General features: G+C 27.3%; 17 protein-coding genes. 16 read left to right on the forward strand and 1 reads right to left on the reverse strand.

What is annotated here, in order from left to right:
- The 11 genes from rplX to infA are packed head-to-tail and all read left to right on the forward strand — an operon-like array spanning position 1 to position 5,413.
- Positions 1 to 240, forward strand: coding sequence for a 50S ribosomal protein L24 (rplX, locus tag ADFLV_RS04590; protein ID WP_014473697.1), 240 nt, complete (start codon positions 1 to 3; stop codon positions 238 to 240).
- Position 241: 1 nt separating this feature from the next.
- Positions 242 to 790 carry a 50S ribosomal protein L5 gene (rplE, locus tag ADFLV_RS04595; RefSeq protein ID WP_014473698.1) on the forward strand — a complete coding sequence of 183 codons (549 nt, stop codon included), beginning with the start codon at positions 242 to 244 and terminating at the stop codon, positions 788 to 790.
- Entirely contained in the window at positions 790 to 975 is a 186-nt protein-coding gene (locus tag ADFLV_RS04600) for a type Z 30S ribosomal protein S14 (protein WP_004510833.1), read from the forward strand. Before rplE ends, ADFLV_RS04600 begins: the two co-directional genes overlap by 1 nt.
- 12 nt (positions 976 to 987) lie before the next feature.
- The gene (gene rpsH / locus ADFLV_RS04605) at positions 988 to 1,386 is read left to right on the forward strand and encodes a 30S ribosomal protein S8 (RefSeq protein WP_014473699.1); all 399 of its coding nucleotides are present in this window, start codon (positions 988 to 990) and stop codon (positions 1,384 to 1,386) included.
- 9 nt (positions 1,387 to 1,395) lie between these two features.
- Positions 1,396 to 1,932 carry a 50S ribosomal protein L6 gene (gene rplF / locus ADFLV_RS04610; protein ID WP_014473700.1) on the forward strand — a complete coding sequence of 179 codons (537 nt, stop codon included), beginning with the start codon at positions 1,396 to 1,398 and terminating at the stop codon, positions 1,930 to 1,932.
- 9 nt (positions 1,933 to 1,941) lie between these two features.
- On the forward strand, positions 1,942 to 2,301 hold the full coding sequence (gene rplR, locus ADFLV_RS04615) for a 50S ribosomal protein L18 (protein ID WP_014473701.1): 360 nt from the start codon (positions 1,942 to 1,944) through the stop codon (positions 2,299 to 2,301).
- Between the two features lie 9 nt (positions 2,302 to 2,310).
- Complete coding sequence (gene rpsE, locus ADFLV_RS04620) at positions 2,311 to 2,751, forward strand: 30S ribosomal protein S5 (RefSeq protein WP_014473702.1); 441 nt, start codon at positions 2,311 to 2,313, stop codon at positions 2,749 to 2,751.
- Between the two features lie 4 nt (positions 2,752 to 2,755).
- Entirely contained in the window at positions 2,756 to 3,154 is a 399-nt protein-coding gene (rplO, locus tag ADFLV_RS04625) for a 50S ribosomal protein L15 (protein WP_014473703.1), read from the forward strand.
- Between the two features lie 2 nt (positions 3,155 to 3,156).
- A complete protein-coding gene (gene secY / locus ADFLV_RS04630; RefSeq protein WP_014473704.1) occupies positions 3,157 to 4,419 on the forward strand; it encodes a preprotein translocase subunit SecY in 1,263 nt (420 codons plus the stop codon).
- Position 4,420: 1 nt separating this feature from the next.
- Entirely contained in the window at positions 4,421 to 5,185 is a 765-nt protein-coding gene (gene map, locus ADFLV_RS04635; protein ID WP_014473705.1) for a type I methionyl aminopeptidase, read from the forward strand.
- Between the two features lie 9 nt (positions 5,186 to 5,194).
- Entirely contained in the window at positions 5,195 to 5,413 is a 219-nt protein-coding gene (infA, locus tag ADFLV_RS04640; protein WP_014473706.1) for a translation initiation factor IF-1, read from the forward strand.
- Between the two features lie 166 nt (positions 5,414 to 5,579).
- On the opposite strand, the gene ADFLV_RS04645 is transcribed toward infA, so the two are convergent.
- The gene (locus tag ADFLV_RS04645; RefSeq protein WP_014473707.1) at positions 5,580 to 5,792 is read right to left on the reverse strand and encodes a hypothetical protein; all 213 of its coding nucleotides are present in this window, start codon (positions 5,790 to 5,792) and stop codon (positions 5,580 to 5,582) included.
- Between the two features lie 127 nt (positions 5,793 to 5,919).
- On the opposite strand from ADFLV_RS04645, the gene ADFLV_RS04650 reads away from it, so the two are divergent.
- The 5 genes from ADFLV_RS04650 (at position 5,920) to ADFLV_RS04670 (ending at position 13,078) form a co-directional block, all read left to right on the forward strand.
- The gene (locus ADFLV_RS04650) at positions 5,920 to 6,588 is read left to right on the forward strand and encodes a uracil-DNA glycosylase (RefSeq protein ID WP_014473708.1); all 669 of its coding nucleotides are present in this window, start codon (positions 5,920 to 5,922) and stop codon (positions 6,586 to 6,588) included.
- Complete coding sequence (locus ADFLV_RS04655) at positions 6,585 to 7,766, forward strand: hypothetical protein (RefSeq protein WP_129010927.1); 1,182 nt, start codon at positions 6,585 to 6,587, stop codon at positions 7,764 to 7,766. Before ADFLV_RS04650 ends, ADFLV_RS04655 begins: the two co-directional genes overlap by 4 nt.
- Before the next feature lie 43 nt (positions 7,767 to 7,809).
- Complete coding sequence (gene aspS, locus ADFLV_RS04660) at positions 7,810 to 9,579, forward strand: aspartate--tRNA ligase (RefSeq protein ID WP_014473710.1); 1,770 nt, start codon at positions 7,810 to 7,812, stop codon at positions 9,577 to 9,579.
- 19 nt (positions 9,580 to 9,598) lie between these two features.
- Positions 9,599 to 10,381 carry a metal ABC transporter solute-binding protein, Zn/Mn family gene (locus ADFLV_RS04665; RefSeq protein ID WP_129010926.1) on the forward strand — a complete coding sequence of 261 codons (783 nt, stop codon included), beginning with the start codon at positions 9,599 to 9,601 and terminating at the stop codon, positions 10,379 to 10,381.
- A 108-nt stretch (positions 10,382 to 10,489) separates the two neighbouring features.
- Positions 10,490 to 13,078 (forward strand): chemotaxis protein CheW, encoded by a 2,589-nt coding sequence (locus ADFLV_RS04670; RefSeq protein ID WP_129010925.1) that lies wholly within the window; start codon positions 10,490 to 10,492, stop codon positions 13,076 to 13,078.
- Positions 13,079 to 13,081 lie beyond the last annotated feature (3 nt).

Here is a 13,081-nt window from a genome sequence, read left to right on the forward strand (position 1 = left end):
ATGGCAATTAAATTAAAAATCAAAAAAGGTGATACTGTAAAAATCATCGCTGGTGATGATAAAGGTAAAACTGGTGAAGTTTTAGCTGTATTACCAAAAGAAAGAAAAGTAATTGTAAAAGATTGCAAAGTTGCTAAAAAAACAGTTAAACCTGATCAAGAAAAAAATCCAGAAGGTGGATTTGTAAACAAAGAAATGCCAATTGACATTTCAAATGTAGCAAAAGTAGAGGGTAACTAATATGGCATCAAGATTATTTGAAAAATATAAATCAGAAATCAAACCAGCATTAGAAGCTGAATTTCCAAAAAACAAATGTTTAACAGCTAAATTAGAAAAAGTTGTTATCTCTGTTGGTGCTGGTGAAGCAATGAAAGATTCTAAATTAATTCAAAATATTGAAGATACAATCTCTTTAATTGCTGGTCAAAGAGCAGTTAAAGTAATTGCTAAAAAATCAGTAGCTGGATTTAAAGTTAGAGAAGGTATGCCAGTTGGTGTTAAAGTTACTTTAAGAGGTGAACAAATGTATCATTTCTTAGATAAATTATGTAACGTTGCATTACCAAGAGTAAAAGACTTTAGAGGTCTTAACAAAAATGGTTTTGATGGTAGAGGGAATTTCAATTTTGGTTTAGACGAGCAATTAATGTTCCCAGAAGTTGTATATGATAATATTATCAAAACACACGGTATGAATATTTCAATTTCTACAAGTTCTTCTAATGATGCTGAAGCATTCAGATTATTAGAATTAGTAGGAATTCCATTTACAAAAGGAAGAGCGTAATGGCAAAAAAATCTATGATCGCTAAACAACAAAGAACACCTAAGTTTGCTGTAAGAGCATACACAAGATGTTCTGTTTGTGGAAGACCTCACTCTGTTTATAGAGATTTTGGTTTATGTAGAGTTTGTTTAAGAAAAATGGCTAACGAAGGTTTATTACCTGGTGTTAGAAAAGCTAGTTGGTAGGAGAAAAAAGCTATGATGAATGATATAATCGCAGATGCTTTAACTAGAATTAGAAATGCTGCAATGAGAAAATTAGAAGTTGCAACATTATTACACTCAAATACAGTAGTAGGTGTTTTAAACGTTTTATTACAAAAAGAGTATATTACTGGATTCAAAGTTATTGATGGACAAAACAACAAAAAAACAATTCAAGTTGAATTGAAATATGATGATAATGAGAAATCAGTAATTAATGAAATTACAAGAGTTTCTAAACCAGGAAGAAGAGTTTACAAAAACGCTTCTGAAATTAAAAACTTTAAAAATGGGTACGGTACTATTATCGTTTCAACTAACAAAGGTGTAATTGCTAATGATGAAGCATATGCAGCTAATGTTGGTGGTGAAGTACTTTGTACTGTATGGTAGGAGAGTGTAATGTCAAGAATTGGTAAAAAACCTATCGCAATTCCTTCAGGAATTGAAGTTACAGTAAGTGGTACAGTAATTAGTGTAAAAAAAGGAAACAATGTTTCTACAGTTGAAACTCATGGAAGAGTTGGTATTGAAATTGCTAACTCTCAAGTTGTATTAACTAGAAATGGTGAATCAAAAGAGTCTTCAGCATTTTGGGGAACTTATAGAGCTTTAACAGCTAATGCTATCAATGGTCTTAATGTAGGATTTACAAAATCTTTAGAAATCAATGGAGTTGGTTATAGAGCTGCTGTAAAAGGTAATGTATTAGAACTATTATTAGGTTATTCTCACCCAATTAACTATGAAATCCCAAAAGGATTAGAAGTTACTGTTGAAAAAAACATTATTAATGTAAAAGGTGCTGACAAACAACAAGTTGGTCAAGCTGCTGCAATTATTAGAGGCTTTAGAAAACCAGAACCGTATAAAGGTAAAGGTGTTAAATATACTGATGAGAAAATCATCAGAAAAGCCGGAAAAACTTCTAAGAAGTAAGGTGTAACTATGAGTAGAGAAAAAGATTTAGCTAAAAAAAATGCTTTAAGAATCAAAAGAAAAAAAAGAGTTAGAAGTTCAATCTTTGGTACAGCTGAAAAGCCAAGAGTATCAATTTTTAAATCTAACAAATACGTTAGTGCACAAGCTATCAATGATGTTGAAGGTGTAACTTTAGCAGCAGTTAGCTCAAAAGCTATGGGTTTAAATGTGAATAAAGAAAATGCAATTAAAGTTGCAGCACAACTTGCTGAAAATTTAAAAGCAGCTGGAATCGAAGCAGTAGTTTACGATAGAAATGGTTATCTTTATCATGGTGTTGTAGCAGCATTTGCTGACGCATTAAGAGAAAACGGTATCAAATTATAAGGGTTAATGATGGCAGTAAATAGAGAAGACTTTCAAGAAGCAATCGTTAAAATCGGAAGAGTAACAAAAGTTGTAAAGGGTGGTAGAAGATTCAGATTTACAGCTTTAGTTGTTGTTGGTGATAAAAACGGTACAGTAGGATTTGGAACTGGTAAAGCTAAAGAGGTTCCTGATGCAATTAAAAAAGCATTAGATGATGCATTCAAAAGCTTAGTTACTGTTTCTATTAAAGGAACTACAATAGCACATGATATTGAACATAAATATAATGCAAGTAAAATATTATTAAAACCAGCATCTGAGGGTACTGGACTAATCGCTGGGGGAGCTGCAAGACCTGTTCTTGAGCTTTCAGGGGTTAAAGATATTATTGCTAAATCTTTAGGTTCAAATAATCCAAACAACCTTGTACAAGCTACTGTTGAAGCATTAGCTAAGATAAAAGGATAAGAATATGGCATTAGAAAATTTACAACCAGCAGCTGGTAGTACAAAAAATGTAAAAAGAATTGGTAGAGGTCAAGGTAGTGGTACAGGTAAAACTGCTGGAAAAGGTAACAAAGGTCAAAAAGCAAGATCTGGTTACAAAATGAAAAGAGGATTTGAAGGTGGTCAACAACCACTTTATAAAAGACTTCCAAAAGTTGGTTTCTTTTCAAGAGTAGTTAAACCTTATTCTATCAATGTTGATAAAGTATCTCAAATTGCAAAACTTGATGAAATTACATTAGATTCTATTAAATCAGTGTATAAATTATCAAAATCAGTTGAAAAAGTTAAATTAATTGGTTCAACTGCAAAAGATTTAGTAGCTAAGATTAAAGACGAAAACGTTACAACTACTGGAAAATAGCCATGAGTAAAGATCTAATAAATAAGATTCTTATTACATTAGGCTTTATTTTCCTTTACAGGTTATTGGCATACGTGCCAGTACCTGGAGTTAATATAGACGTAGTTAAAGAATTTTTCGACTCAAATGCAAATAATGCATTAGGTCTTGTTAATATGTTTAGTGGTAATGCAGTTGAAAGACTAAGTATTATTTCACTAGGAATTATGCCTTACATTACTGCTTCTATTATTATGGAACTTCTAGCAGCAACTTTCCCAGCACTTGGTAAAATGAAAAAAGAAAGAGATGGTATGCAAAAATATATGCAAATCATCAGATATACAACTATTGTTATTACATTAATACAATCAATTGGTGTTTCAGTTGGTCTTAATTCATTAACTGGTCAAAGTGGACAAGGTGCAATCTCAATTGATATGAATACATTTATTGCAGTTTCTGCAATTTCAATGTTAACTGGTACTATGCTTTTAATGTGGATTGGTGAACAAATCACACAAAAAGGTATTGGGAATGGTATTTCATTGATTATTTTTGCAGGTATCGTTTCAGCAATTCCAAGTGCAATTGGTGGAACTATTGAGTTAGTAAATAATGGTCAAATGAATTTCCTAACAGTTATTGGAATTTTAATTGTAATTCTTGCAACAGTAGGTGCAATTATATATGTTGAGTTAGGTGAGAGAAGAGTTCCTGTATCATATTCTAGAAAAGTTATGATGCAAAATCAGAAAAAAAGAGTTATGAATTATATTCCAATTAAAGTTAATTTAAGTGGAGTAATTCCAGCAATTTTTGCAAGTGCTATTTTAATGTTTCCTGCAACTGTGTTACAAGGAAGTCAAAATAAATATTTAGTTGCAATAGCTGATTATCTAAGTCCTAGTTCATATACTTTTAATTTATTTATGTTTTTATTTGTAGTTTTCTTTGCATTTTTTTATGCATCAATTACTTTTAATGCAAAAGATATTTCAGAAAATTTAAAAAAACAAGGTGGATTTATCCCAGGTGTTAGACCAGGAGCAAGTACAGCTGAATTTTTAAATGAAGTAGCAAGTAGATTGACTTTTTGGGGTGCAATTTATATGGGATTAATATCAACTTTACCTTGGCTTATTGTAAAAGCTATGGGGGTACCTTTCTATTTTGGAGGAGTTGCAGTATTAATCGTTGTTCAGGTTGCAATTGATACAATGAGAAAAATCGAAGCTCAACAATATATGAATAAATATCAAACATTAAGTGCGGTTGGACTGTAAAATGGCAATTCCATTAAGAAAACCAAATGAAATAGAAAAACTTCGTGTTGCAAATATTGCAGTTGCAAAAACTTTAAATTTCTTAAGAGAAAATGTAAAAGCTGGTATGACTTTAAAAGAAGTTGATGCTATGGGGGAAAAGTTCATGAGAAATCTAGGAGCTAGACCCTCATTTAAAGGTTTATACGGTTTCCCAAATGCAATTTGTACTTCGTTAAATGAAGTTATAATACACGGAATTCCTAGTGATGTTATTCTTAAAGAAGGTGATATTCTTGGTCTTGACATTGGTACTGAAATTGAGGGATGGTATGGTGATTCCGCAATAACAATGCCAATAGGAAAAATTTCAAAAGAAGATGAAGATTTGATTGCTTGTGCAAAAGATTCTTTGTATTATGCTATCGAACAAGTGCAAGAAGGTCTTAGATTTAAAGAGTTATCTAAATTAATCGAAGATTTTATTGTTGCAAGAGGTTATCAACCGCTTGTGAGATTTTGTGGGCATGGAATTGGTAAAAGACCACATGAAGAACCAGAGATTCCTAATTATTTAGAAAATGGAAATACAAAATCTGGACCAAAGATCAAAAATGGAATGGTATTTTGTATAGAACCAATGATTTGTTGTAAAGATAGAAATCCTGTTATTCTAAAAAATGGTTGGGATGTTGTCTCAGCTGATGGATTAAGAGGTAGTCATTATGAACATACAGTTGCTGTTATTAATGGTAAAGCAGTTATTTTAAGTAATTCGGAAGATTAAGGGGAAAATGTGGCAAAAGATGATGTAATTGTAATTGATGGTAAAGTAATTGAAGCTCTACCAAATGCTATGTTTAGAGTTGAATTAGATAATGGACATGTAGTTTTATGTCATATCTCAGGAAAAATGAGAATGCACTATATCAAAATATTACCTAATGATACTGTAAAAGTAGAAATCACACCTTATTCACTAGATAAAGGTAGAATCACTCATAGATATAAATAAATATCTATAACAATATTAAATAAGGAAAGATTTTCCTTATTTATGTCTAATATAAAATTCTTATTAAAATTTATTTTAAATACAAAAAACTATGAAGCCAAAATAAATAATACTTCGCACACTTTAAAAAAGTTATATTATTATGTTAGCTCCATAACTTTTCATACTAAACTATTCTATTCTTTGTAATGTCAATCTCTTTTTCAATAATTTCTTTTTGTTCCATCAATAATTCTAAATGCTTTTTTAGAATTTCTCTATTTTTATAAGATTCCATAATAAATTCAAATAATTTTGGTCTATTTCTTTTCCAATTGTGTAAAGTTGTCTTATTTACTTCTAAATCAAATTCTAGTTTTCTTAAACTAGGCATACTCATTTTTATTCCTATTATTAAAACATTTATTATTTTATAAAATATTGGAACAAAAGTCAAGTAAAATTATATTTTTGTTTTATATATTGGAACAAATAATTGTTCAAGAAGTTTTTTTGTACAATTCCATATGACAAAATTAGTTAAAAATCAATTATTAAAGTATTTATACAATTTAAAATCATTTGGCTTTGAGTATCACGAACCTTTAGATTTTTTTTCAACAGAATTAAAAAATATTAAATTGCCCAATAATTTAATAGAATTAAAAAATAGTGTTGATCACTGTTATTTATGTGAACTTTCAAAATGTCGTAAAAATGTTCTTTTTGGTTATGGTAATTTTAATTCAAAAGTTATGTTCATAAGTGATGAACCAACTAAAACAGAAGATGAGTTAGCTTCTTATTATGTTGGAAAAACTGGTGAACTTTTGGCTAAAATGATAGAAAATGTATTAAATATTAAAAAAGAAGAGATTTACATAACAACTTTGGTAAAATGCAAAAGTTTAAATGGTGCTACAAACTCTAATATGGATGTTTGTAATGATTATTTGTTAAAACAAATAGAGCTTATTAAACCTAAATTAATAGTGGCTTTAGGTGAAAAAACATACACTTATTTGTTCAAAAATAGTGATAATTTTTCACAAATAAGAGGTAAAGAGCTTAGTTTTAATGGAATTAGTTTACTTCCAACATTTTCACCAACTTTTTTGTTGAGAAATCCATCTTTTAAAAAAGATGCATACTATGATATGTTAAAAATAAAAAATTTTATGGAGGCTTTAAATTGAAACAAATATTAGCATTAATTTTATTTGTATTCGTTTTCTTTGGGTGTACACAAAAACAAGTTGTAGAGTTGAAATTACCAAATAAAAACAAAATAGAAAAACAAGTTCAAAAAGAAAAAAAAGTTGAAGAAGATTCAGTTACAATCGTGGAAGAATTTACTCCTATTGATATAAAAGAAAGTGATATTAAAGAAGAAACTATTCCAAATGGCAGTATGAATACAATAGATGAAGAAAATATAAATATTCAAATTGATGAAACAAAAGCAAAAATCAAAATTGCATTTATTTATCCCTCATCTTTAGTTTCAAAATATGCAAAAAATTCTATGAACACTATTTCAGGTTATTTATCTTATAAAAAAGCTGATTATAATTTAGTAGTAATAGATTGTGAAAATGAAAGTTACGATAAAATCAGTTCTGCCTTCTCAAAAATTGAAGAAGAAGGCATTACTAAGGTTATCGCATTATTTACTCCTAATGCAATAAATACTCTAAACAAAGTTGTTTCAAATGATTTAAAAGTGTATCTTCCTTTAATTGAAAAAAAAGATTCTTTAGAAAATAATGATAATTTAATTTTTGGTTCTATTTCGTATGATGAGCAACTTAAAAAATTAAGTTATTATTCAACTGGAAATAATGCGATGTTTTATCAAGACACATATTTAGGTTCTAAACTAAAAAGAAGTTACGATAATGTTGTTACTAATACAACAGTTAGAAAAGAGATAAAAAAAAATGAAACAAATTTTAAAAATATAGTAAATGATTATAGGTTAAAAAATTCATCACTTTTTTTAAATACTGACTTAGTAAAAACATCTTTAATTTTATCTCAATTAAGAGCTTATGATGTTTATCCTAAGATTATTTTTTCAACTCAATTAAATTATGATCCTATGCTTATGATATTAACACAAGATAAAGATAGAGAAAAGCTTGTAATTGCAAATTCAATTGATAGTGTTGATGCAAAACTTAAAGATGAAATAACAACTTTTGGAGGAAATATAACTTATGAATGGGTTGACTATTCAACTTTAGTTGGAATTAATTATTTGTATAATGATGGTAATTCATCTTCAATCCCAACACAAATAGTAGACAATGAAGTTATTTACACTCCTAGATTGTTTAAAAGTACTGAAGTAGGCTTTTTAGAAATTAAGTAAAAATTAGATAAAATCGCGAATATTTATAGAAATGGAGTTAGACTTGAGAACACATTATTGTACAGATGTAACTGAAAATATTATAGGTGAAACTGTAACTGTTGCTGGTTGGGTAAACAGTAGACGTGACCATGGTGGAATTATATTTATTGATTTAAGAGATAAAAGTGGATTAGTTCAACTTGTAGCAGACCCACAAGATTGTAAAGATGCTTTGGCTGTTGCTGAAAATGTAAGAGATGAATATGTATTAATTGCAACAGGAAAAGTAAGAGCAAGAGGTGAGGGATTAGAAAATCCAAATTTAGTTACTGGAAAAATTGAAATCATTTTAGAAAAGTTAGTAATTGAAAATAAATCAAAACCTATGCCATTTGATATTAATGATGAAAAAGTAAATGATGAGATCAAATTAAGAAATAGATTTTTAGAATTAAGAAGTAGAAAATCATTTGAAATTTTCCAATTAAGATCTAAAGCAACTATTCAAGTAAGAAATACACTTGATGAATTAGGATTCTTAGATGTTGAAACACCAATTCTTACTAAATCGACTCCAGAAGGTGCAAGAGATTATTTAGTTCCTTCACGAGTTCATCCAGGTGAATTTTATGCACTTCCTCAATCTCCACAATTATTTAAACAATTATTAATGGTTGCAGGTTTTGATAAATATTTTCAAATTGCAAAGTGTTTTAGAGATGAAGATTTAAGAGCTGATAGACAACCTGAATTTACTCAAATTGACGTAGAAATGTCTTTTTGTACACAAGAAGATGTTATCGCAGTTGCTGAAAGATTAATTTACGATGTATTCACAAAATGTGGTAAAAATGTTCCTTCAACTTTTAGAAGAATGAAATATTCTGAAGCTATGGAAAAATATGGTTCTGATAAACCTGATTTAAGAATTGATATGCCACTTGTTGATGTTATTGATATTTTTGCAAACTCAACAAATGAAATTTTTGCTGATATTGCAAAAGATAAAAAGAATAATAGAATCAAAGCTTTAAAATGTAAAAACGGAGATAATATTTTCTCTAAAAGACAAATGAAAGGTTTTGAAGATTATGTTAGAAAATTTGGAGCTAAAGGTTTAGGTTACTTCCAAATGAAAGAAGATGGATTAAAAGGTCCATTAACTAAATTCTTTAGTGATGCTGATTTAGAAGAAATTGTAAAAGTAACTGAACTTGAAGTTGGTGATGTTGTATTCTTTGGAGCTGGAGCTAAAAAAGTAGTTTGGGATTATATGGGAAGATTTAGATTATTCCTAGCTCAAGAGATGAATATAGTTCCTGAAGATGCTTATGAATTTTTATGGGTTGTAGATTTCCCAATGTTTGAAGTTGAAGATGGAAGAACAAAAGCTTTACACCATCCATTTACAATGCCAAATGTTGAAAAATATGATTTAGATAATATCGAAGATTTAGAAGAAATTGAATCAATTGCTTATGATATTGTTTTAAATGGAACAGAACTTGGTGGAGGAAGTATAAGAATCCACAAAGAAGAAATTCAATCAAAAGTATTCAAATTAATGGGAATTAGTGATGAAGAAGCTAAAGATAAATTTGGATTCTTACTTGATGCTTTAGCTTATGGTGCACCAAGCCATGGTGGATTTGCAATGGGTCTTGATAGAATGATTATGCTTTTAGCTGGAACTGATTCAATCAGAGATGTAATTGCATTCCCTAAAACTCAAAAAGCTCAATGTTTATTAACTCAAGCTCCATCAACTGTTGATGAAGAACAATTGAAAGAACTAAATATTAGATTAAGAAAAACAGTAGCTGATATTTAATTTTTTTGGAAAGAAGAGTATGAAAAAATTTTTATTTATTTTATTCTTCTTTCCAGTTTTTTTATTCTCAAAATACCAAGTTATTACTTATTTCCCTTTAGAATCTTATTTAGTTAGAAAAATAGCACATGAAGAGGTAAAAATAAGAGAAATTTCCAATAGATATATTTCTGAATATCAAGAATTACCTTATTCTGAGATTTCAAAACTTTCAAATGCAAAAGCTTATTTTCATTTTTCTTTAGATGTAGAAAATAAATATGCAAAAATATTAAAAGAAAAAAATCCAGAAATAATTCTTGTTGATCTTTCTTCTAATATTTTTAAAATTGATGATAATCCTTATGTTTGGACAGATCCTTTACTTTTACGTGAAGTAGCAAAAAATATATATGAAACATTAGTAATCATAAACAAAGATAAAAAAGACTTTTATAAAAAAAATTATGAAATTTTTTTAAATGAAATTGATGATACATTTTTAAGAATCAAACAAAAATTTAGAAGTAGTGAAACAAATGTCATTTATGTTTTTGATGACTATTGGGAATATTTTACAAGAAGATTTAGAATTAAAACTATTAGAAGAGAGAAAAAATATATAAGTATACAAGATGTACCAGAATTAATTAAATTTACTCAAAAAAAAGATGTAAAAAAAATATTATTTCTTGATAATTATGATTACAATCTTGCCCTTTCTCTTGGTACAAATTTAAATATTCAAATTGTCCAAGAAGATATATTTAATTCAAACTGGCAAATAAATTTATTAGAACTGACAGATAAACTTTCAAAATAAGCAAAAAAAATTATTTTTCATAATATGTTATTTTATATACAGCTGTATATTTAAAAAAAATTTTAATTGCAATATAATCTTATTATAGAAAAAAATAGGAAATAACAGATGTCAAATAATAATATTATTAATTACAAAGGAATTAATATAAAAGCTGATTTGTATCCAATAATAAAACATATAGAAGATGTTGATAAATACAAAGATGAATTAGGAAGATTGAGCTCTTCTTGGGATATGTTAGCCCTGTTAGGACAATTAGGTGATATAAATATTGATATAGGTAAAACAAAAGAAAATTTTTTAAATTTAACTTCAACTTTATTAAATCATTTAAGTGAACAACAAGTAAAAAGAGTTGCACAAGAAATGAAATTTAAGGCACAAGTTGCAATAGATGTACTTATTAGAAATCTTTTTGAAAGAACAGCAGATATTGGATTTTTAGCAACTGATGATGATATAAGAATATTTATTCAAAATTATGTTTCAAAATATAATGATGAAAGTTTAGTTTTAAGACAAAATATACAAAAAAGATTTAAAGAATATGTATCAAAATATTCAGTATATTTTGATATTGTTTTATTAGATACTTATGGAAAAATAGTTGTAAGATTAAATGATGATATTAAAGTAGAAAAAGTTGATACTTCATTTGTTCAAAAAGTTTTAAATTCAAATGATGATTATGTTGAAACATATAAATATCATGATTTTATTCCTCAATATAAAAAGTCTTTAGTTTATTCATACAAAGTTACAAAATCAAATGATTCAAATTCAGAAAATTTAGGAGTATTAGCACTTTGTTTTAAATTTTCAGATGAAATGAATGGAATTTTCAATAATTTAATTGATGAAAAAAATAAAGAGTGTTTAGTAATATTAGATGAAGATGGATATGTAATAGCAAGTAGCGATAAAGAACATATTGGTTTAGGCGCAAAACTTCCAATTATTTTAAATGAAAACTATAAAATCATCTCTTATGCAGGACGTGATTATATAGCAAAAACATGTGAAACAAATGGTTATCAAGGTTTTTATGGTTTAAAATGGTACGGACATATTATGATTCCACTTGAATATGCTTTTTTAAGTGATGAATTAAATTCTATAAAAGTTGATAATAAAATCATAAATGCAATGATGGAAAATGAACAACATTTTTCAAAAGAGTTAAAAGAAGTTTTTAATAAAAGTAGAACTATTCAAGATAATTTGACAAGAGTTATCTGGAATGGAAATATTGTTCAAAGTAAATTAAATTCTGTAAATAGAGAATTTTCAAAATCTTTATTAAATGAGATAGGAATTACTGGTAATAAAGCAAACTCTTCATTGGAAAATTTAAATCAAACAATCATATCTGCAATATTAAAAGATAGTGAATTTTTATCATCTTTAGCAATTGATATAATGGATAGAAATTTATATGAAAGAGCTAATGATTGTAGATGGTGGGCATTAAACTCATATTTTAGAGAAACATTTGATAATTATTCAATTTTACATAATAAAAAAAGTGAAATTACATCAATTCTAAAATATATAAATGAACTATATACAGTTTATACAAATCTTATTATTTTTGACAAATCAGGAAAAATAATAGCTGTTTCAAATGAAAAAGAAGACCATTTAGTAGGAAAAATTTTAACTCAAGAATGGGTAGAAAAAACTTTAAATTTGAAAGATACATCAAAATATACAGTATCAAAATTTGAAAAAACAAATCTTTATAACAATGAATCAACATACATTTATAGCAGTGCAATTAGATCTTTAAAAGATGAAAAACAAATTACAGGTGGAATTGCTGTTGTTTTTGATTCTACTCCACAGTTTTATTCTATGTTAGAAGAGACAATGCCTAAAGATGCAAATGGAGAAAAAGTTCCTGGTGTATTTGCTATATTTACAGATAAAAATAAACAGATAATTTCTTCAACAAATGATGATTTAGAAGTTGATTCTTATTTAAATATTGATGATATGTTTTTTACTTTAAAAAATGCACAAAATATGAGTAAAATTATTGAATTTAATGGCTCATATTATGCTGTAGGTGCAAAATGTTCAACAGGATATAGGGAGTATAAAAGTAGAGTTGATGATTATAAAAATGATGTAATATGTTTTGTTTTTGTTTATATTGGAAGTATAAATTGTTATACATTTCTTGAAAATACAAAATCTAAATTTTTATCTTCAGTAAAAACAAAATTTACTCCTTCAAGTATGGAGTTAGCAACTTTTTATTTAGGAAAAAAATTTTTAGCTGTAAATGCAAAAAATGTAATAGAATCAATTGGAATTGAAGAGTTACAAGAATCAATAGATATGGACAAAAAGAACCATTTTAAAGGTATGGTTTTATATAAAGATAAATTAGTTTCAGTTTTAGATATAAGAGATTTTGTAAATGAAGAAATTACAAATGAAAAACTAACAAATATAATTTTAGTTGAATATGATAAAGATAATATTCAACATTGTGTTGGAATTATGGTTTCTTCTTTAGAAACAGTTTGTGTTGTTGAAGAAAAAACTATTCAACATATTCAAAATCATTTCTTAGGAGCAGGAACTTTAATAGAAAGTTTAGTTGAGATTAAAGAGTTAGAAGATTCAAAAATAGCAATGATGTTAGATATTAAAAAACTTGATACAAATTTAACAAAAAGAGTTTAATTT

This window comes from Arcobacter defluvii, from assembly GCF_013201725.1.
GTDB lineage: Bacteria > Campylobacterota > Campylobacteria > Campylobacterales > Arcobacteraceae > Aliarcobacter > Aliarcobacter defluvii.